Origin of the sequence: Pseudomonas nitroreducens, from assembly GCF_010994165.1 — a bacterium.
Lineage (GTDB): Bacteria > Pseudomonadota > Gammaproteobacteria > Pseudomonadales > Pseudomonadaceae > Pseudomonas > Pseudomonas nitroreducens.
In genome coordinates, this window is sequence record NZ_WMBX01000001.1 from 664,208 (window position 1) to 683,741 (window position 19,534).

General features: G+C 66.1%; 13 protein-coding genes, 3 tRNA genes and 1 pseudogene. 7 read left to right on the forward strand and 10 right to left on the reverse strand.

The window, feature by feature from the left end; all coding sequences use genetic code 11:
- Positions 1-120: 120 nt before the first annotated feature.
- From GJV37_RS03175 to GJV37_RS03195, 5 genes are all read right to left on the reverse strand, one after another.
- Positions 121-1,395, reverse strand: coding sequence for a virulence factor family protein (locus GJV37_RS03175; protein WP_065086367.1), 1,275 nt, complete (start codon positions 1,393-1,395; stop codon positions 121-123).
- A gap of 1 nt (position 1,396) precedes the next feature.
- A complete protein-coding gene (mprF, locus tag GJV37_RS03180) occupies positions 1,397-4,030 on the reverse strand; it encodes a bifunctional lysylphosphatidylglycerol flippase/synthetase MprF (protein WP_193452139.1) in 2,634 nt (877 codons plus the stop codon).
- A 161-nt stretch (positions 4,031-4,191) separates the two neighbouring features.
- A tRNA-Met gene (locus GJV37_RS03185) sits at positions 4,192-4,268 on the reverse strand.
- A gap of 115 nt (positions 4,269-4,383) precedes the next feature.
- Positions 4,384-4,460: transfer RNA gene (locus GJV37_RS03190), tRNA-Met, on the reverse strand.
- Between the two features lie 115 nt (positions 4,461-4,575).
- Positions 4,576-4,652, reverse strand: a tRNA-Met gene (locus tag GJV37_RS03195).
- Positions 4,653-4,871: 219 nt separating this feature from the next.
- Between GJV37_RS03195 and dinB the strand changes: the two genes are divergently transcribed.
- Complete coding sequence (gene dinB, locus GJV37_RS03200; RefSeq protein WP_024766431.1) at positions 4,872-5,930, forward strand: DNA polymerase IV; 1,059 nt, start codon at positions 4,872-4,874, stop codon at positions 5,928-5,930.
- 17 nt (positions 5,931-5,947) lie between these two features.
- Here dinB and GJV37_RS03205 read toward each other — a convergent pair whose 3' ends face one another.
- The 4 genes from GJV37_RS03205 to GJV37_RS03220 form a co-directional block, all read right to left on the reverse strand.
- Positions 5,948-6,346 carry an META domain-containing protein gene (locus tag GJV37_RS03205; protein WP_024766432.1) on the reverse strand — a complete coding sequence of 133 codons (399 nt, stop codon included), beginning with the start codon at positions 6,344-6,346 and terminating at the stop codon, positions 5,948-5,950.
- Positions 6,343-6,783: a hypothetical protein gene (locus GJV37_RS03210; protein WP_024766433.1), complete on the reverse strand. Its 441-nt coding sequence runs from the start codon at positions 6,781-6,783 to the stop codon at positions 6,343-6,345. Before GJV37_RS03210 ends, GJV37_RS03205 begins: the two co-directional genes overlap by 4 nt.
- Positions 6,784-6,845: 62 nt before the next feature.
- Complete coding sequence (locus tag GJV37_RS03215; RefSeq protein WP_193452140.1) at positions 6,846-7,835, reverse strand: 2-hydroxyacid dehydrogenase; 990 nt, start codon at positions 7,833-7,835, stop codon at positions 6,846-6,848.
- Positions 7,836-7,851: 16 nt separating this feature from the next.
- The gene (locus GJV37_RS03220) at positions 7,852-10,623 is read right to left on the reverse strand and encodes a response regulator (RefSeq protein ID WP_193452141.1); all 2,772 of its coding nucleotides are present in this window, start codon (positions 10,621-10,623) and stop codon (positions 7,852-7,854) included.
- 127 nt (positions 10,624-10,750) lie between these two features.
- Here GJV37_RS03220 and GJV37_RS03225 point away from each other — a divergent pair, with 127 nt between their 5' ends.
- From GJV37_RS03225 to mazG, 6 genes and pseudogenes are all read left to right on the forward strand, one after another.
- Positions 10,751-11,461: a response regulator transcription factor gene (locus GJV37_RS03225; protein WP_024766436.1), complete on the forward strand. Its 711-nt coding sequence runs from the start codon at positions 10,751-10,753 to the stop codon at positions 11,459-11,461.
- A gap of 1 nt (position 11,462) precedes the next feature.
- Positions 11,463-12,804: pseudogene (locus GJV37_RS03230) on the forward strand (HAMP domain-containing sensor histidine kinase).
- A 102-nt stretch (positions 12,805-12,906) separates the two neighbouring features.
- Positions 12,907-13,806 carry a cysteine synthase CysM gene (gene cysM / locus GJV37_RS03235; RefSeq protein ID WP_037010266.1) on the forward strand — a complete coding sequence of 300 codons (900 nt, stop codon included), beginning with the start codon at positions 12,907-12,909 and terminating at the stop codon, positions 13,804-13,806.
- 1 nt (position 13,807) lies between these two features.
- A complete protein-coding gene (rlmD, locus tag GJV37_RS03240; RefSeq protein WP_024766439.1) occupies positions 13,808-15,178 on the forward strand; it encodes a 23S rRNA (uracil(1939)-C(5))-methyltransferase RlmD in 1,371 nt (456 codons plus the stop codon).
- 92 nt (positions 15,179-15,270) lie between these two features.
- Positions 15,271-17,529: a GTP diphosphokinase gene (gene relA, locus GJV37_RS03245; protein ID WP_024766440.1), complete on the forward strand. Its 2,259-nt coding sequence runs from the start codon at positions 15,271-15,273 to the stop codon at positions 17,527-17,529.
- Entirely contained in the window at positions 17,522-18,355 is an 834-nt protein-coding gene (mazG, locus tag GJV37_RS03250) for a nucleoside triphosphate pyrophosphohydrolase (RefSeq protein WP_170858265.1), read from the forward strand. Before relA ends, mazG begins: the two co-directional genes overlap by 8 nt.
- A 102-nt stretch (positions 18,356-18,457) precedes the next feature.
- On the opposite strand, the gene GJV37_RS03255 is transcribed toward mazG, so the two are convergent.
- A complete protein-coding gene (locus GJV37_RS03255) occupies positions 18,458-19,390 on the reverse strand; it encodes an aspartyl/asparaginyl beta-hydroxylase domain-containing protein (protein WP_065086363.1) in 933 nt (310 codons plus the stop codon).
- Positions 19,391-19,534 lie beyond the last annotated feature (144 nt).

A 19,534-nucleotide genomic window follows, 5' to 3' on the forward strand; every position in this document is an offset into this window, starting at 1 on the left:
TTATCGTGACGCCCCGTTCTGGCGACGGGCTTGTCAGTCTGAGCATAGAACCTTAAATGTGCCTGAAACACCATGAAGGCAAAGTGAAAGGGCCGCTATGTGCGGCCCTTTTGACGTCGGTCAGCCTTCGTCGTCGGCTGACTGGCGGGAGCGGATGGCATTCACCAGTCTTTTGGCCAAGGCCGGGTAGTCCTCGTCGAAGTGGTGCCCGCCGGGCAACTGCAGGTTCTCGCCCACGGCCTGGGGCTGGGTGCAGCCGCTCTCGTCCTTTTCTTCCACGCCGTACACGCAGAGCACCTTCGGTCCGGGCAGGCGCGCCATTTCCGGGCCGGTGGAAGCTTCCTGGCCGGCCTTGCCGAGCCAGCCCTGCACCTCGATCTCGAAGCTGCCGCTGCGGGCGAAGGCCAGCAGGATCACCGAGCTGACGTCCTTCTTGGCGTCCGCCGGCAGGCGGTTGTAGATCGCCGGCAGCACGTCGGCGCCGAACGAGTAGCCGGCCAGCACGAAGTGCTTGGCGCCCCACTTCTCGCGATAGTGCTGCATCAGCAGAGCAAGGTCGGCGGCGCTCTGCTCCGGGGTCTTGTGCTCCCAGAAGTAGCGCAGGGCATCGACGCCCACCACGGGGTAGCCGAGCTCGGCCATCTGCGCGGCGACGTCGCGGTCGAGGTCGCGCCAGCCGCCATCGCCCGAATAGAACAGCGTGACGGTTTCCGAAGGCTTGGCGGCCGGGACTTCCACCACCGGCACGTTATCGCCGCCACCTTGCAGCTGCTGGCGTAGTTGATCGGCGAGGACCTTGGGCAGCGGCGTGTCGTAGTCGGTGATCACCGTTTCGGCGTTTTTCAGGCCTCGGGCGAAGCGCGCGCTGGCATCGTCCGGGTTGTCATTCCAGGCAGCCAGCCAGTGGCCGTGCGGAGCGGTCTGCGGCAGAGGCGAGGCGGCGCAGTCGGGTTTCTCCAGAGAGAAGCCCACGGACAGCGCCTTGGCCTTGTCGTCGGTCTGCCCGGCGAGCCAGCGGAAGGCCCAGGCGCTGCCGGGGCCGATGCCGGCAACCAGGGTCGGCTGGCCGTCAAGAAGTTCACCAGCGGCCTGGATGCGAGCCTGCTGGGCCTTGCAGTCGTTCTCCGGGAAGACGAATTGCACCACACGGGCGCCGCTGTCGTGGGCCAGGGCCAGCAACTGGGCGTCGTCCAGTTTCTGGTCGGCCTGCACGGCCAGCAGCACGCGTGCATTGGGCTGCTTGCCGGGGTTGGCCAGGCTGGCGGCGCTGCCGTCGGGCAACTGGCGGTGGTCCAGGGAGGCCTGCGGGGCCGGGCGGCTCCATAGCAGCAGGCCGACGGCAATGACGATCAGCAGGAGAAGGGCGAGCAGGTGTCGCCAGCGTCGTTTCAACATATCAGCGTTTTACCAATCCACTCAGGCCGCCTGCGATGAGGGCGGCTGTGTCGGCCAGGGCCACCAGCGGATCCAGTCCGGCGGGCACGGCCAGGTAACGGGGTTCCCAGTCGGGCTGGAACTTGTCCTTGAAGCGACGCAGCCCCTGGAAGTTGTAGAACTGCTCACCCCGGCGAAAGACCAGCGCGCCGAGACGTTGGGTCAGCGGGGCGCCGCGGCGCGGCTGCAAGCCGGCCAGGGGCACCATGCCGAGGCTGAAGCGGGTATGCCCGCTCTCCTTGTAATGCAGGATCAGGCCGAGCATGAGGAACTCCATGGTCAGCTTGGGCGCATCGGGGACGACGCGCATCAGGTCGATGCTCGCCAGTTCCTTGCCGGACGTTTCCAGCAGGTTGGCGAAAGCCACGGCGCGGCCCTGGAAACGGACCACGACGATGCGGAAATAGTGCAGGTATTCAGGGGTGAAGCGTCCGAGGGAGAAGCCTTTCTCGCGGACGTTCTTGCCGCCCAGCCAGGCATCGGAGATGGCGCGCAGCTCCTCCATCGGCGCCTGGCCGGCGTCGTGGAACTCCAGGCTGAGGCCGTCGCGCTGGCCGCGGTTCCAGGTGTAGCGCAGGTCTTTCATCTCCTTGCCCTTGCTCTCCAGGTCGAAGCGGCGCAGGTCGACCCGTGCTTCTTCGCCGAGCTTGAGCGCGGTCAGGCCGATATCCATGTACAGCGGCAGGTTCTCCGCTCGCACCTGGTAGAACACCGGGCGGGCGTGGTGCAGGTCGCAAAGGTCGCGGAATTGCCAGATCAGCTCCGCGCGGGCCTGTGCCGGGCCGATCGGATCGAACAGCGCCACCAGGCTGCGGCCGCGGCGGGCATACATCAGGAAGGCGTCGTTGCCCTCATGGAACAGCAGCGCCTTGTCGCCGGACAGAGCCAGGCCGCCGTCGGGCTGGGCGGAGTTGGAGAGGATGCCGGCTGCGCTGTCCAGCTCCTCGCGTGTGGGCGCTTGGATCGCCGGCGGCGCGGTGCGCAGCAGCCAGTACAGCGCCAGGGCAGCCAGCAGCAGGCAACTGCCCAGGGCGGCGCGCAGGCCGCGCGGGGCATCGGCGTCCAGGGCGAACTGCCACCAGAGCTCATGGCTGTAGGGCACGTCCTGGTAGGCGAACAGCAGCAGCCAGATGGAAGCGGCGATGACGCACGCGGCTGCGCCCAGGTACAGCGGCGAGAAGGGCAGGTCCATCAGGCGGCTGCGACGATAGAAGGCGCTGCGGAAGATCACCAGCAGGGCGGCGGTGAAGCTGAGGATCAGGGCTTCTTCCCAGTCGAAGCCTTTAAGGAGCGACAAGGCAGCGCCGGCGATCAGCAGGCCGAGGGTCAGCGCCCAGGCAGCGGAGAGGCGACGGCGCAGACCATAGGCGAGCAGCAGGCAGAGCACGCCGATCAGGCTGGCGGCCAGGTGTGAGGCGTCGATCAGGCGGTGCGGGACGAGGAAGCCGACTTCGTCGAGGCGGGTATCGATGGACGGTGTAGCGCCGGAGAACAGCAGCACGATGCCGGAGATGAACACCAGCAGCGAGAGGATCTGCGCGGCAAAGCCGGAGGTGATCCGTACCGCCTGCCTGGCCACCAGGATGCGGCGTGCCTCGAGGAACAGCAGCAGCAGGCAGGCGACGATCAGCGGCAGTACGACATAGATCAGGCGGTAGAGCAGCAGCGCCGCGGCGAGCGGTGCGGCACCCAGTTGCCCGGCGAAGGCGGCCAGCAGTACGGCCTCGAATACGCCGACGCCACCGGGGACGTGGCTGAGCACGCCAGCCGCCAGGGCGATCAGGTAGACCAGCAGGAAGGCGCCGAAGGGCGGGGCCTCGGGCAGCAGCAGATAGAGCACGGTGGCGGCAGCGGCAACGTCCAGCGCGGTGATCAGCAGTTGCAGCAGCGACAGCCGCAGGCCGGGCAGGCGCAGCGTGCGGCGGCCGACGCGAACCAGATGGCTGTCCGGCGAAGGTTGCTCCGGCAGGCGGCGACGTTCGATAGCCACCACCAGCAGCAGGCAGAAGGCGATGATGCCCAGCGCGAGGACAGCCACCAGCCACTGTGGCAGGTGCAGGGCCAGCGATGCGTCCGCGAGGTCGCTCAGCGCGGCCACGGCTGCCAGCACTGGCAAGGCGCAGCCCAGCGAGAGGCTGGCAAACAGGGTCATCAGCGCGACGTCGCCGGCGCCCAGTCCCAGCCGGGCATAGAGGCGATAGCGCACCGAACCGCCGGACAGCATCGACAGCCCCACGGCATTACCGATGGCAAAGGCGGAGAAGCCGCCGGTCAGCAGTGCCGGGGTGGGTAGTTTCACACCGGCGAAGCGGCTGGCCGACCATTCATAGCCGAGCAGGAAGATGAAGCCTACGACGGTGGCCGCGAACGCGCCGGCCAGCGCGGTGGTCGGCACATCGAGCAGGGCGTCGTGCAGGGAATAGGCGTCGATGTCGCGCAGCAGGTGGTAGCAGGCGATCAACGCCAGGCTGAACAGCACCAGGGTTACGCCCAAGCCGAGTGCCTGGCGGTTGGCGTTGATCCAGTCGAGCCATGCCGCTCGTGGCGTGGCTTCGTCGGGGGCAGGTGTATCGGGTGTGGCAGGGTTGGCGCTCATCGGGCACCTCTAACGATCCTGCGCGACAGAGTAGGGGCACTGTCGCGAATTCCCAAGTCCTTGGAGAGTATTTTCGTCATTCGGCTGGCGCCACCCGTACGTGGTTTTTTCTGCGCACAACGAAAAAAGCCACTCCTAAGAGTGGCTTTCTTCTTGATGTCTGGTTGCGGGAGCAGGATTTGAACCTACGACCTTCGGGTTATGAGCCCGACGAGCTACCAGACTGCTCCATCCCGCGGCGGCAATTCTACGGATATGAAGCCTCGTGTCAAACGATATTTCGTTTTCGATCAATAATTTAAATCGCGCGCAAACGAAAAAGGCCACTCCGAAGAGTGGCCTTTTCCTGTGTCTGGTTGCGGGAGCAGGATTTGAACCTACGACCTTCGGGTTATGAGCCCGACGAGCTACCAGACTGCTCCATCCCGCGCCGGCCATTCTACGTAAATGAAAGTCTCTGTCAATCGATATTTGTTCTGCGATCAAAAATTTAAATGACGCGCAAACGAAAAAGGCCACTCCGAAGAGTGGCCTTTTCCTGTATCTGGTTGCGGGAGCAGGATTTGAACCTACGACCTTCGGGTTATGAGCCCGACGAGCTACCAGACTGCTCCATCCCGCGACGCCCATTCTACGCCGGTGCGCCCGGGTGTCAATGAAAAAAGGGGAAAAGTGATTTTCTATCAGATATTTAGCCGCCAGGAATGGAATCGTCGCAGGGATCGACAAGGGTGATTTCCGCGGCTGTGGATAGCCGGGACGGCAGGTTTTTGCATTACCATGGGCGGGTTTTCCGTCTTCTATAAGGGCGGTTTCCGTTGGTGATGCAGGCGCCTCCTTCGTGACTCGGCAGAGAAAGATCATCCACATCGATTGCGACTGCTTCTATGCCGCCATCGAGATGCGCGACGACCCCAGCCTCGCGGGCAAGCCGCTGGCCGTGGGCGGGTCGCCGGACAAGCGTGGCGTGGTCGCGACCTGCAATTACGAGGCGCGTGCCTACGGCCTGCATTCGGCCATGGCCATGCGTACCGCCGTGAAACTCTGCCCGGACCTGACCATCGTCCGCCCGCGCATGGACGTCTATCGCGAGACCTCGCGGGACATCCACGCGATCTTCCGCGACTACACCGACCAGATCGAGCCGTTGTCCCTGGACGAGGCCTACCTCGACGTCAGCGACAGCGAGCGTTGCGGCGGCAGCGCCACACGTATTGCTCGGGAGATTCGCCAGCGCGTCTGGGAGACGCTGCACATCACGGTGTCCGCCGGGGTGGCGCCGAACAAGTTCATTGCCAAGATCGCCAGCGATTGGCGCAAGCCCAACGGCCTGTTCGTGGTCACCCCCGATGAGGTCGACGGTTTCGTCGCCGAACTGCCGGTGAAGAAGCTGCATGGCGTGGGCAAGGTCACCGCCGAGAAGCTGGCGCGCTTGGGCATCCGTACCTGCGCGGACCTGCGCGACTGGTCGCGGATCCAGTTGGCCAAGGAGTTCGGAAGTTTCGGCGAGCGGCTCTGGGGACTGTCGCGTGGCATCGACGAGCGCCCGGTGCAGGTGGACAGCCGGCGGCAATCGATCAGCGTGGAGAACACTTTCGACCAGGACCTGCCGGACCTGGCAGCCTGCCAGGAAGAATTGCCGTCACTGCTGGGTGAACTGGAGCGGCGCATGACGCGCCTGGACGCCAGCTATCGGCCGGGCAAGCCGTTCATCAAGCTGAAGTTCCACGACTTCACCCAGACTACGCTGGAGCAGGCCGGCGCCGCGCGGGATCTGGAAAGCTATCGGCTGCTGCTGGGGCAGGCCTTCCAGCGCGGCAACAAGGCGGTTCGGCTGATCGGCGTAGGCGTGCGCCTCGTCGATCTGCGCGGCGCCCACGAGCAATTGACGCTCTTCTAGCCCTGCCCGGAAGAGCCTCAGCCTTCCGGCCACAGGCGCATGGCGCGGCCGCTGGCCGGCCACAGGCGCAGTTCGCCTTCTTCGGTGATGTCCCAGCGCTGCACCTGGCCGAGCATCTTGAGGAACTGTTGTTCCTGCTCCATCACCAGATCGGCGCAGAGCTTGCGGGTGGCGCCCGGCTGGCCGAAGGTCAACTGGTCGCCCTCGAGCTTGTAGCTGGCGAACCAGTGGTTGCAGCCGGCGCTGCCATAGGCGCGGCCGTTGCCGTCCAGGGTCAGGCTGATGTGGGTGTAGTCGATCAGCGGGCGCTCACCGATCCATTCCACACGGTAGTTCTGCTCGGCTTCGGGCACCGGCTTGCTGGCGCAGCCGGCCAGGGCCAGCGCAGCGCAAGCGCTGGCAATCAGGGTTTTCATGCGGTCTCCTTGCTCTGGCAATCCGGGCAAAGGTGGCGCTTGCCGGCCTTGGCCCATCCGAGTTCGGCGATGCGCGCTTCGGCGGCCGGCTGTTGGGCGGCCTTGCCGAGGGTGGCATCGACGGCGAATTCGAAGTCCAGTGTAGCCGCGCAACCGTCGCACTTGACCGTCCACTCGTGGATACCCAGTTCACGGAATGCCGGCCCCCTGGCCACGGCCATCCACTGCCCCGGCGGGTTGATCAGGTGGCGGACCTTTTCCACTTCCAGGGTCATGCTCAGGCTTTTGCTGCCCTTGAGGCTGACCAGCAGGGTGTCGCCGGCCTTGATCGAACCGCCGATGCCGGTGACCTGGTAGCGGCCCGGGGTCAGCGCGCGGCACTCGTTAAGGGTGAATTGCGGGTTGAGCAGGGTGTAGCGGAAATCGTGCTGAGCCATGGGTCCTCCGGGAAAGCGCGGCATTCTAGGCGGCGCAGCGCCGGGATGCGAGGGGCAACTGATCAGCCTTCGACCCGATTGACCGGCCGGCCCGCCTGCCAGGCGGCGATGTTGGACAGGGTGGTCTGGGCGATCCCGGCCAGGGCTTCACGGGTCAGGAAAGCCTGGTGCGCGGTGATGATCACGTTGGGGAAGGTCAGCAGGCGCGCCAGCACATCGTCCTGCAGCGGCTGGTCGGAGCGGTCGGCGAAGAAGATGTCGGCTTCCTCTTCATAGACGTCCAGGCCGAGGTAGCCGAGCTGGCCGCTTTTCAGTGCCTCGATCAGCGCCGGGGTGTCCACCAGCGCGCCGCGGCCGGTGTTGATCAGCATCGAGCCGCGCTTCATGCGCGCGAGGCTCTGGGCATTGATCAGGTGTTTGGTGGCCTCGTTGAGCGGGCAGTGCAGGCTGATGATGTCGGACTGCGCGAGCAGTTCGTCCAGCTCGACGAAGCGCCCGCCCAGGGCCTCGATGGCGCGATTGGGATAGGGGTCGTAGGCCAGGATGTGGCAGCCGAAACCGCTCATGATGCGGGCGAAGACCTCGCCGATCTGCCCGCTGCCGATCACGCCCACGGTGCGCCCGTGCAGGTCGAAGCCGGTCAGGCCATGCAGAGAGAAGTCGCCTTCGCGGGTACGGTTGTAGGCGCGGTGCAGGTGCCGACATAGCGCCAGGACCAATCCCACGCCATGTTCAGCCACGGCGTGGGGCGAATAGGCCGGTACGCGCACCACGGACAGCCCCAGCGCGTGGGCAGCGGCCAGGTCGACATGGTTGTAGCCGGCCGAGCGCAGGGCGATCAGTTTCGTGCCGCCGGCGGCCAGGTGCTCCAGCACCGGGCGTGACAGGTCGTCGTTGACGAAGGGGCAGACCACCTCGAAGCCCATGGCCAGGGCGACGGTGTCCAGGCGCAGCTGGGCCTGCTGGAAGTGCAGCTCGAAGCCGTGGCCGTGGTTGGCGGCGAGGAAGCTGTCGCGGTCGTAGGTCTGGTTGCTGAACAGGATGATGCGCATCGCTTGGATTCCGTCCTCAGTGCGGCTGGCCGGCCTCTGCTTCCAGCTGGCCCTCGGTCGCTTGTGCCAGTTCGGCTATGGCCATGTCGAGTTCATCCAGCGCGGCGGGGGCGTCCGGTTCGTTCTGCTTGAGCAGGGTTTCGGCGCGCTGGCAGGCGGCGCGCAGCATCGGCACGCCGCAGTAGCGGGTGGCGCCGTGCAGGCGGTGGATGCGCTCGAGCAGGGTGTTGCGGTCGTTGCGCTCGCGGGCCTGGCGAATCACCTGGCGGTCGGCGGACAGCGAGGCGAGCAGCATGCCGAGCATGTCGGCGGCCAGTTCCGGTTTGCCGGCGGCCAGGCGCAGGCCTTCCTCCGGGTCCAGGACGCTGAGCCCGTCGAGTTTTGATTCGGAGTGGCGCGGGCGTTCGTCACGCGGCTCGCTCAGCGCCAGGCCGGTCCACTTGAGGATCACCTGGACCAACTGGCGCTCGTCGATCGGCTTGGTCAGGTAATCGTCCATGCCGCCCTGCAGCAGGGCGCGCTTCTCGTTGGCCAGCGCGTGGGCGGTGAGGGCGATGATCGGCACGGGACTGACCTCGCGGTCGGCCTCCCAGTGGCGGATCGCCTCGGTGGCCTGGCGGCCGTCCATGATCGGCATCTGCACGTCCATGAAGACCAGGTCGAAGCGCTCGCGCTGCACGGCCTCGACGGCGGCGAGGCCGCTGTCCACGGCAGTCACTTGCGCGCCCATGTCGGTCAGCAGGGTCTTCACCAGCAACAGGTTGGCCGGGTTGTCATCGACGCAGAGCAGGTGCGGCGTGCGCTCGAGCCGGCCGTTGGCCGATTTGTCCTTGCGCAGGGGGCGCAGGTGCAGCAGTTCGTTCATCGCCTGTTGCAGCTTGCGCGTGCAGGCGGGTTTGCTCTGCACCTGGGCGTCGGGCAGCACGTCGTTGTAGTGCGCCTGCTCGATGGTCGGGCACAGCACCAGGCTCTTGCAGCCATGCTGTTCCAGCTCGCGGATGGACTGGCGCAGCGCCTCGGGCGGGTGTTCGGCGGCGGTCACGCCCAGCAGCGCAAGGGTGATCGGGGCCTTGTCCGACGGCCCAGCCAGCAGCGCCTTTTCCAGCGTGGCGAGGTCGGGGAACTCGGTGACTTCCAGGCCGCAGTCCTCCAACTGGTGGTGCAGCGCGGTGCGGGTCAGCTCATGGGGCTCGTACAGCGCCACGCGCAGGCCGCCGGCCATGGCGGGCGGCAGGTCGTCGCCGTCGTCGCGGGCCTTGGGCAGGTTGAGGCTGATCCAGAATTCCGAACCGTCGCCGGCGCTGCTTTCCACGCCGATCTCGCCACCCATCTGCTCGATCAGGCGCTTGGAGATCACCAGCCCCAGGCCAGTGCCGCCGGCCTGGCGCGAGAGCGAGTTGTCGGCCTGGCTGAAGGCCTGGAACAGGGCGCGCAGGTCGGCGTCGGTGAGGCCAACGCCGGTGTCCTGCACGCTGATGCGCAGTTGCGCGCGGTCGTCGCTTTCGTCCTCGAGCATGGCGCGCACGGCGATGCTGCCGTCGTGGGTGAACTTGATGGCGTTGCTCACCAGGTTGGTCAGCACCTGCTTCAGGCGCTGCGGGTCGCCCACCAACTGCAGCGGGGTGTCGCGGTAGATCAGGCTGACCAGCTCCAGGTGCTTCTCGTGGGCGGCGGGGGCGAGGATGGTCAGGGTGTCCTGGATCAGTTCGCGCAGGTTGAACGGGATGTTCTCCAGCACCAGCTTGCCGGCCTCGATCTTCGAGAAGTCGAGGATTTCGTTGATGATCCCCAGCAGGCTTTCGGCGGACTTGTGGATGGTGCCCAGGTAGTCCTGCTGGCGCGTGGTCATCTCGCTCTTCTGCAGCAGGTTGGTGAAACCGAGGATGCCGTTGAGCGGGGTGCGGATCTCGTGGCTCATGTTGGCGAGGAACTCGGATTTGATCCGGCTCGCCTCCAGGGCTTCCTTGCGCGCCAGGTCCAGTTCGATGTTCTGGATCTCGATGGTCTCCAGGTTCTGCCGGACGTCCTCGGTGGCCTGGTCGATGTTGTGCTGCATTTCTTCCTGGGCGCTCTGCAGCGCCTCGGCCATGCGGTTGATGCCGCCGGCCAGCTCATCCAGTTCGTGGCTGCCCAATGCCGGCAGGCGGGTTTCCAGGCGGCCTTCCTTGAGCTGGGCTACGCCCTGGGCAATCTGCCCCAGCGGCGCATTGATCGCGCGGCTCATGCGCAGGGCGAGCAGGGCGGTGACGGCAAGCCCGGCGCCGATCAGCAGCAGGCTGGTGAACAGGCTGCGGTAGCCGCGCAGCAGGGTGCCGTGATGGGACAGCTCCAGCTCGACCCAGCCCAGCAGCTTCTCGGCGTCATCGTCGGGGTCGCCGGAGAGGCTGCGGTGCTTGCCCAGCACCGGCAGGAGGAAGTGCGTGGTGTCCAGGTTGCTGGACATGCTCAGGTGCGAGCCGTCACCGGAAGGAATGGGGGTGAGGATGCTGGGGCCGGCGTGGACCAGTTTCTCCCGGTCCGGGTTGAGGAAGGTCACGGCGCGTACGTCGGGTTGGTCCAGCGCTTCGTTGGCGATGCGTTCGAGCAGCTCTTTGTCGTGGTGGGCCATGGCCGGGGCTGACAGCGGCGCCAGTTGTTCGGCAATCAGTTGCCCACGCTCGATCAGCTGGGCGTGCATGTCCGCCAGCTGCACCCAGGTGAAATAGCCGCCCAGCACCAGCGCCAGCAGGCTGGTGGGCAGCAGGGTGAGCAGCAGTACCCGACCCTTGATGCCGAGATCCTTGAACACGCGTTTCCTCCGATGCGTTTATCCCCGGCAGTGTAGCGGTTCGGACCTGGGGCGGGAGCCCTTTGCCTTGCCGAGACGACGCGGAATCGTGAATACTTCGCGCAATTGCTAATCACTCTTATTTGATATGAATGCCATCGCTTCGTCCGGCCTGCGCCTGCTGACCATCGAGGACGACCCAACCCTGGGCGCCCACCTGTCGTCCCACCTGATCGAACGCGGCTTCGACGTCACCTGGTGCCAGGACGGCGACGAAGGCCTGGCCCAGGCTCGCCGCGGCGATTACGACCTGGTGCTGATGGATATCATGCTGCCCGGCACTGGCGGCCTGGATATCCTCCGCACCCTGCGTCGCGAGCGTGCGGTGCCGGTGATCCTGATGTCGGCCCTGGGCGCCGAGCAGGACCGTATCGCCGGCTTCTCCCAGGGCGCCGACGACTACCTGCCCAAGCCCTTCAGCCTCGCCGAGCTGAGCGTGCGGGTGGATGCAGTGCTGCGCCGCGTCGCGCTGGAACGCGGCAGCCAGTCCCTCGGCAGTACGGTCACCGGCCTGCAGATGGACCCGCAGAAGGACGACGTCGGGCTGGATGGCCAGTGGGCCGGTCTGACTGGCACCGAGTACCGCCTGCTGGAGACTTTCCTGGGTAGCCAGGGCGAGACTCTCAGCAAACCCTTCCTTTATCAGCACGTACTGCACCGCGCCTTCACCGCCCACGACCGCAGCCTGGACATGCACGTCAGCCACCTGCGCCGCAAGCTTCAGGCTATAGGCTACGCGCGCCACCAGTTGCACACCGTGTGGGGCAAAGGCTACGTCTTTGCAGAGGCCGAGGACTGACATGCCCGGCCGCCACTCGCTGTTCTGGAAGCTCGCCTTTGCCCTGGTGGTGCTGTGCCTGTCGGTGATCTGGCTGTCCTGGAACTGGGGCAAGCAGATGGAGCGCGACAGTTACAACCTCTCCGAGGATGCGCGGCGTGTCCTGGGTGGCTATGCCGAAGAGGCGCAGCAGGCGTAGCGGCGGGGCGGCGGGCGTCGACAGCTGGCTGGCGGGGATGAGGCAGCGCGAGCCGGTGTGGATGGTGGTGGTGGACGGTCGCCTGCAGTCGCTGGGCACGCAGCCGCTGCCCATGGCTGAGGTGGCGCACCTGACCTTCCAGCGCGGGCTGGACTGGCCGGTAAGCTCGCGCTCGGTCAACCTGCCCCACATCGGCATCCCGTTTCCCGACGACCCGGCTGCCGGCCGCCTGGTGCTGCAGCTGCCGCAGCGCTTCCTCCCCGGTGGCCTGAGTTTCCTGCGCCAGTCCATCAGCCATGCACTGGTGCCGGCGATCCTCGCGCTGCTGCTCTGTGGGCTGATCTACCGGCATCTGGTACGCCCGCTGGGGCGTCTGCGCGAGCACGCCAATTCCTTGCAGGCGGATAACCTGGGCTCGGTCGCCGGCCCCGAACTGGTCACCCGCCGCGACGAACTGGGCGAGCTGGGCCGCGCGCTGGACCACATGGCCGAGCGCCTGCGCGGCCATGTCAGCCTGCAGCGCCAACTGTTGCGCGACCTGTCTCACGAACTGCGTACGCCACTGAGCCGCCTGCGCGTGGCAGGGGACAGTCCGATCAGCGAAACCGCGCTGCGTCAGCGCGTGGAGCGTGAGGTGGACGTGATGCAGCGACTGGTCGCCGATACGCTGGAACTGGCCTGGCTGGATACAGAGCGCCCGCGCGTGGAGCTGGAAGAGATCGACCTGCGTTCGCTGTGGGATCTGCTGGTGGACGACGCGCGCTTCGAGGCTGGCTGGAGTTCGGAGCGCTTCCTTTATCAGGTGCCGGCGGACTGCCGCGTGCGCGGTCACCTGAATGGGCTGGCCCAGGCGCTGGAAAATCTGTTGCGCAATGCCATCCGCCACTCCCCGGAGGAGGGTCGTATCCGCTTGAGTGGCCGGCGCGAACCGAGCGGCTGGCACCTGTGGCTGGAGGACGATGGCCCGGGCGTGGCGGAAAGCGACCTGGAGCGTATCTTCCTGCCCTTCACCCGGCTCTCCGACGCTCGCACCGGCGAAGGTTTCGGCCTGGGCCTGAGCATCGCCCGCAGCTCGCTGCGCATGCAGGGTGGCGAACTCTGGGCGGATTGCGCCGACGCTGGTCTGCGCGTTCACCTGCGCCTGGCGGATGCGGCGGCGGCCTGAGGCGTGCACCGGACCCTGAACACGGCTTGTTAGGAAGTTTCGTATGGCAGGGCGTCTTTTGCCGGTATCATAGGGCGCCCTGTTCCAGATCCGAGTGCCTCCATGACCGTGCAGTACCCGACTATCGCCGATTGCGTCGGCAATACCCCGCTGGTGCGCCTGCAGCGCCTGGCCGGGGAAACCTCCAACACCCTGCTGGTGAAACTCGAGGGTAACAACCCCGCGGGTTCGGTGAAGGATCGCCCGGCGCTGTCGATGATCACCCGTGCCGAACTGCGCGGCGACATCAAGCCCGGCGACACGCTGATCGAGGCCACTTCCGGCAACACCGGCATCGCCCTGGCGATGGCCGCGGCGATCAAGGGTTACCGCATGATCCTGATCATGCCCGACAACTCCACCGCCGAGCGCAAGGCCGCGATGACCGCCTACGGCGCCGAGCTGATCCTGGTGACCAAGGAGCAGGGCATGGAAGGCGCCCGCGACCTCGCCGACCAGATGGCGCGCGAAGGGCAGGGGAAGGTGCTCGACCAGTTCGCCAACGGTGACAACCCGATCGCCCATTACCATTCCACTGGCCCGGAAATCTGGCAGCAGACTGGCGGTGAGATCACCCATTTCGTCAGCTCCATGGGCACCACCGGCACCATCATGGGCGTGTCGCGCTACCTCAAGGAGCAGAACCCCAACGTGCAGATCGTCGGCCTGCAGCCGATGGAAGGCTCGGCCATCCCCGGCATCCGTCGCTGGCCGCAGGAATACCTGCCGAAGATCTTCGACGCCACCCGCGTCGACCGCGTCGTCGACATGCAGCAAACCGAAGCCGAGGACGTGATGCGCCGCCTGGCTCGCGAAGAAGGCATTTTCTGCGGCGTGTCTTCCGGCGGTGCGGTGGCGGCCATGCTGCGTCTCTCGCGCGAACTGGAAAACGCGACCCTGGTGGCGATCATCTGCGACCGTGGCGACCGTTACCTGTCCTCGGGCGTGTTCGACGCCAACTGACATGGCCAAACAACGATCCGGCCTGCGCTTCCAGCCCAGCGGTGGCGCCCGCAGCCCCGCGGTACCCGTGGGCAAGAAGCAGCGCCTGAACATCGAGCGCCTGGCCCATGACGGCCGCGGCATTGCCCACGCCGACGGGCGCACCTGGTTCGTCGCCGGCGCCTTGCCGGGCGAAGCGGTGGAAGCCCGTGTGCTGTCGGCACGCGCGCAGATCGTCGACGCCCGCAGCGAACGCCTCTTCAGCACCGCCGCCAACCGTCGCACCGAGCCTTGCCCGGTAGCCGGCACCTGCGGCGGCTGCAGCCTGCAGCACCTGCCCCACGCCGATCAGCTGGCGCTCAAGCAGCGCACCCTGGCCGAGCAGCTGGAGCGTTTCTCCGGCCTGGTTCCGCAAGAGTGGGCCGCGCCGCTGGTCGGCCCCGAATTCGGCTACCGGCGCCGTGCTCGTCTCGCCGTGCGCTGGGACGTCAAGGCCAAGCGCCTGGACGTCGGCTTCCGCGCGGCTGCCAGCCAGGCCATCGTCGCCTTCGACGACTGCCTGGTGCTGGTGCCCGAGCTGCAGGTTCTCGCCCGCGAGTTGCCGGCGCTGCTGCGCGGCTTCGCCAAGCCGCAGTCGCTGGGCCATGTCGAGCTGTTCCACGGCACCTCCAGCGCGCTGCTGCTACGGCATATCGAACCTTTGTCCGATAGCGATCGCGCGCGACTGCTGGAATTCTGTTCGGCACGGGATGTGCAATTGTGGTTGCAGGGCGACGGCGAGCCGACACTCTGTTCCAGCGGCGCAGAAAACGGCGGGAACCGGGAGCTCGGCTTCCGGCTCGAAGCCTGGAATCTGACCCTGGCCTACCGGCCCGGCGACTTCGTGCAGGTGAACGAGCCGGTGAACGAGGCGATGGTCGCCCAGGCGCTGGACTGGCTGAAGCCCGGCAGCGACGAGCGCGTGCTGGACCTGTTCTGTGGCCTGGGCAACTTCGCCCTGCCGCTGGCGCGCCAGGTGCGCGAAGTAGTGGGCGTGGAAGGTGTGCAGACCATGGTCGAGCGTGCTGCTGCCAATGCCCATGCCAACGGGCTGGCCAACACCCGGTTCCATCAGGCGGACCTGACGAAACCGCTTGCCGAAGCCCCCTGGGCGGCGGAGGATTTCACCGCCGTGCTGCTCGATCCTCCGCGTGACGGAGCCTTCGAGCCGGCGCGGCAGATGCGTTCACTGGGCGCGGAGCGGGTACTCTATGTGTCCTGCAACCCGGCGACCCTGGCGCGCGACGCTGGCGAACTGGCCCGACAGGGCTATCGCCTGAAGCGCGCCGGCATCCTCGACATGTTCCCGCAGACGGCCCATGTCGAGGCCATGGCTTTGTTCGAGGCAGGCTAGGAAGGCCTGCGCAATCCGACCGGCTCAAGCAAGAAGAAAGGCCGGCGCAGTGAGCGGTGTGTTGTGGCGCACCGTGGGGAAGGGTAGACACGATGGTACAGGTGAGAGCGCATCAGCCGGTCAACACGGACGGCAGCATCAATCTCGAGGCCTGGCTGGACCATGTCCAGACCCTGGTCCCGGGCCTGGATCGCCAGGTCCTGCTGGAAGCCTGCGAGTTCGCTCGCGAGGTGGAAGACAGGGCTGTCAGCACGGCTGACAACTCCTGGGCGGATGGCACCTCCAGCTTCCAGACGGGACTGGAGATCGCCGAGATCCTGGCGGACCTGAAGCTCGACCAGGAGTCCCTGGTCGCCGCGGTGATCTACCGCGGCGTGCGCGAGGGCAAGGTCAAGCTCGAGGACGTGGCGCAGCGCTTCGGCCCTGTCGTCGCCAAGCTGATCGAAGGGGTGCTGCGCATGGCTGCGATCAGTACCAGTCTCAGCCCTCGGCAGTCGCTGGTGCTCGGCACCCAGGCGCAGATCGAGAACCTGCGCAAGATGCTGGTGGCCATGGTCGACGATGTCCGCGTCGCGTTGATCAAGCTGGCCGAGCGGACCTGCGCGATCCGTGCGGTGAAGAACGGCGACGAAGAGAAGCGCATGCGCGTCGCCCGAGAAGTCTTCGACATCTACGCCCCGCTGGCCCACCGCCTCGGCATCGGCCACATCAAGTGGGAGCTGGAGGATCTGTCCTTCCGCTACCTGGAACCCGACCAGTACAAGCAGATCGCCAAACTGCTGCACGAGCGCCGGCTGGACCGCGAGCAGTACATCGCTACTGTTATGCAGCAGCTCAAGGATGCCCTGGCCGCCACCGGCATCAAGGCCGACCTGTCCGGACGCGCCAAGCACATCTATTCCATCTGGCGGAAGATGCAGCGCAAGGGCCTGGACTTCAGCCAGATCTATGACGTGCGCGCCGTGCGCGTGCTGGTGCCGGAAATGCGCGACTGCTACACCGCGCTGGGCATCGTGCACACCCTGTGGCGCCACATCCCCAAGGAATTCGACGACTACATCGCCAACCCCAAGGAAAACGGCTACCGCTCGCTGCACACCGCGGTGATCGGCCCCGAGGGCAAGGTGCTGGAAGTGCAGATCCGCACCCACGCGATGCACGAGGAAGCCGAACTGGGCGTCTGCGCGCACTGGCGCTACAAGGGCACCGACGTCAAGGCCAGCTCCAACCACTACGAAGAGAAGATTTCCTGGCTGCGCCAGGTGCTCGAATGGCACGAGGAACTGGGCGACATCGGCGGCCTGGCCGAGCAGTTGCGGGTGGATATCGAGCCCGACCGGGTCTACGTCTTCACTCCCGACGGCCACGCCATCGACCTGCCCAAGGGCTCCACGCCGCTGGACTTCGCCTACCGCGTGCACACCGAGGTCGGTCACAACTGCCGCGGCGCCAAGATCAACGGCCGCATCGTGCCGCTGAACTACAGCCTACAGACCGGCGAGCAGGTGGAAATCATCACCGGCAAGCAAAGTGGGCCGAGCCGCGACTGGCTGAACCAGAACCTGGGCTACGTCACCACATCGCGGGCGCGAGCCAAGATCGTCCACTGGTTCAAGCTGCAGGCGCGCGACCAGAACGTCGCCGCCGGCAAGGCCATGCTCGAGCGCGAACTCGGCCGCCTGGCTCTGCCGCCGGTGGACTTCGAAAAGCTCGCCGAGAAGGCCAACTACAAGACCGGCGAAGACCTGTTCGCCGCCCTGGGCGCCGGCGACCTGCGCCTGGCCCACGTGGTCAACTACGCGCAGCAACTGGTCGAGCCCGAGCGCGGGAACGAGCAGCTCGAACTCATTCCGCGCAAGCCGAGCAAGATCGGCCATGGCAAGCGCGGCGACATCCAGATCCAGGGCGTCGGCAACCTGCTCACGCAGATGGCCGGCTGCTGCCAGCCGCTGCCAGGCGACCCGATCGTCGGCTACATCACCCTCGGCCGCGGCGTGACCATCCACCGGCAGGACTGCGCCACCGCACTGCAACTGGCCGGGCGCGAGCCGGAGCGGATCATCCAGGTCAGCTGGGGCCCGGTGCCGGTCAGCACCTACCCGGTGGATATCGTCATCCGCGCCTACGACCGTTCCGGCCTGTTGCGCGACGTCTCGCAGATGCTGCTCAACGAGCGCATCAACGTGCTGGCGGTGAATACCCGCTCGGACAAGGAAGACAACACCGCGATCATGCGCCTGACCATCGAGATTCCAGGTCTCGATTCGCTGGGCCGCCTGCTGGCGCGCATCTCCCAGTTGCCCAACATCATCGAGGCGCGGCGTGATCGCGCGGGTGCCAAGGATGCATAAGCTCGAAGACCTGCTGTACCTCATGGCCCGCCTGCGTGACCCGCAGAACGGTTGCCCCTGGGACCTCAAGCAGAGCTATGCGACCATCGTCCCCTACACCCTCGAGGAAGCCTATGAGGTCGCTGATGCCATCGAGCGCGGCGACTTCGACCACCTGCGCGAGGAGTTGGGCGACCTGCTCTTCCAGGTCGTCTACTACGCGCAGCTGGCTCGTGAAGAGGGCCGCTTCGAGTTCGACGCAGTGGTCGACGGCATTACCAACAAGCTGATTCGCCGCCATCCCCATGTCTTCCCTGATGGCGACCTCTACGGCGAGCCGGACCCAGCGAAGCTGGAGGAAGCGGCGGTCAAGCAGCGTTGGGAAGAGTTGAAAGCCGAGGAGCGCGCCGCCAAGGCCGCGGAGCCGGTGCAGTTGTCGCTGCTGGACGATGTGCCCAACGCGCTGCCAGCGTTGAGCCGCGCTGCCAAGCTGCAGAAGCGCGCCTCCCAGGTCGGCTTCGACTGGGCCGACGCGCTGCCGGTGGTGGACAAGGTTCGCGAGGAGCTGGACGAAGTGCTCGAAGCGATGGCCGGCGGCGACACCGAAGCCCAGGCTGAGGAAGTGGGCGATCTGTTGTTCGTGGTGGTCAACCTGGCGCGCAAGCTCAAGGTCGATCCGGAAACCGCCCTGCGCGCCGCCAATGCCAAGTTCGAGCGCCGGTTCCGCTATATCGAGACGGCCTTGCGCGACCAAGGACGTACGCTGGAAGACAGCAACCTGGAAGAGATGGACGAACTGTGGGGCGCTGCCAAGCGTGACGAGAAGAATCCGCTCAGCTGTGGATAAGTGCTGCCTCCGTTGAATTGGCGCCCATGAAAAAGCCCCGCGATTGCGGGGCTTTTTATTTCTCTTCGTAAGAGCGAGCTGTTGGCGCGTGGTGTCTGCTCGTCAGCCGAACAGCCAGCGCAGGATCAGCACCAGCAGCACCACTGCCAGCACCGGGCGGCCAATACGGTATGCCTTGGGATAGGCGCGCTTGAACACCTTCACCTTGCTGCCCACGGCGTCGCCGAGGCGAATCAGTACCGAGTAGGCCTGGTTGATCCCGCCGACGCGCTCGCCCTCGACGTTCTGCGGCGCCGTGGCGCGGCCGAGGAAGGCACTGACGCGGCGGTTTACGCGGGTCAGCAGCGGCGACTTGAGCGGTCGCTCGATGTCGCAGAAAAGGATCAGGCGCGACTCGTCCGTCTCGTTCTTCACCCAGTGAACGAAGGTCTCGTCGAACATCACGTCCTGGCCATCGCGCCAGGCGTAGGGCTGCCCGTCGACGAAGATGCGGCAGTCGTCGGAGTTCGGTGTGGCCAGGCCCAAGTGATAGCGCAGCGATCCGCCGTAGGGGTCGCGGTGCTTGTTCAGGTGGCTGCGTGGCGGCAGGCGGGTGAACATCGCACCCTTGACGTTGGGGATGCTGCTCACCAGTTCCACGGTCTTCGGGCACAGCTGCTGCGCCGAGGGCAGGGGGCCGTCGTACCAGGTCAGATAGAAGCGGGTCCAGCCCTTCTTGAAGAAGGAGCCGAAACCGGCTTCGTTGTTGTTCAGGGCGTCGCGGATGTAGCCCTCATCGAAGAGTTTCTCGGCTTCCTCGCGGATCGTCTGCCAGTTGTCGCGCAGCTTGTCGAGCTCGGGGAAGCGCTCGCGGTCCAGGTACGGCTTGGACGGTACGCTGGAGTTCAGGTACATCAGCGAGTTGTAGGGGGCGAACCACGCCGAGTGGTTCACCACCTGGCGGAGGAAGGGCAGGCGCACCTTGCCGCGCAGGTGCACGTAGAGAATGGCGATGAGGAAAATGGCCAGTATCGCGAGAACGATGAGCTTCAGCATGGAGGTAACGAGTCCGCTCCAGATGAGTGAATTCGAGCCAGGCACTTGCGCTGCGCTGGCACAGGCCCGAGGATTATACCCCCTGAGGACAGTCCCGCAGCACCCATGCGTTGGTCTGGGAGTTGTCCTGCATCAATTGGGCTG